Origin of the sequence: Gilvimarinus gilvus (assembly GCF_030518155.1) — a bacterium.
Lineage (GTDB): Bacteria > Pseudomonadota > Gammaproteobacteria > Pseudomonadales > Cellvibrionaceae > Gilvimarinus > Gilvimarinus gilvus.
This window is the reverse complement of the sequence record NZ_JAULRU010000364.1, coordinates 1-211: the sequence shown is the minus strand read 5'-3', so window position 1 is coordinate 211 and position 211 is coordinate 1. Positions and strand designations below refer to the sequence as shown.

The 211-nt window shown below is 57.8% G+C and carries 1 protein-coding gene; it reads left to right on the top strand.

All coding sequences use genetic code 11. The features are described 5' to 3' along the window. Positions 1–211, top strand: a 211-nt coding sequence (locus tag QWI17_RS06280; protein WP_302721673.1) for a hypothetical protein, incomplete at both ends; no start/stop codon positions are given.

Below are 211 nucleotides of genomic sequence, written 5' to 3'. Positions count from 1 at the left end.
CCCCGAGCAATGTCACCATCAATGCTATCGGTGCACCGGGAAGTACCACGATAGGTGCCGGCGGTGGGAGTACCACCTTCACTGTGCAGTACACCCCGACTCTGGCCGGGGCGTTTAGTTTTGATCTGAGCTTTGTCAATGATGATGCGGATGAGAACCCGTTCAACTTCACCGTCTCGGGCACGGGCTCGGGTGCGCCTGAGATATCGGT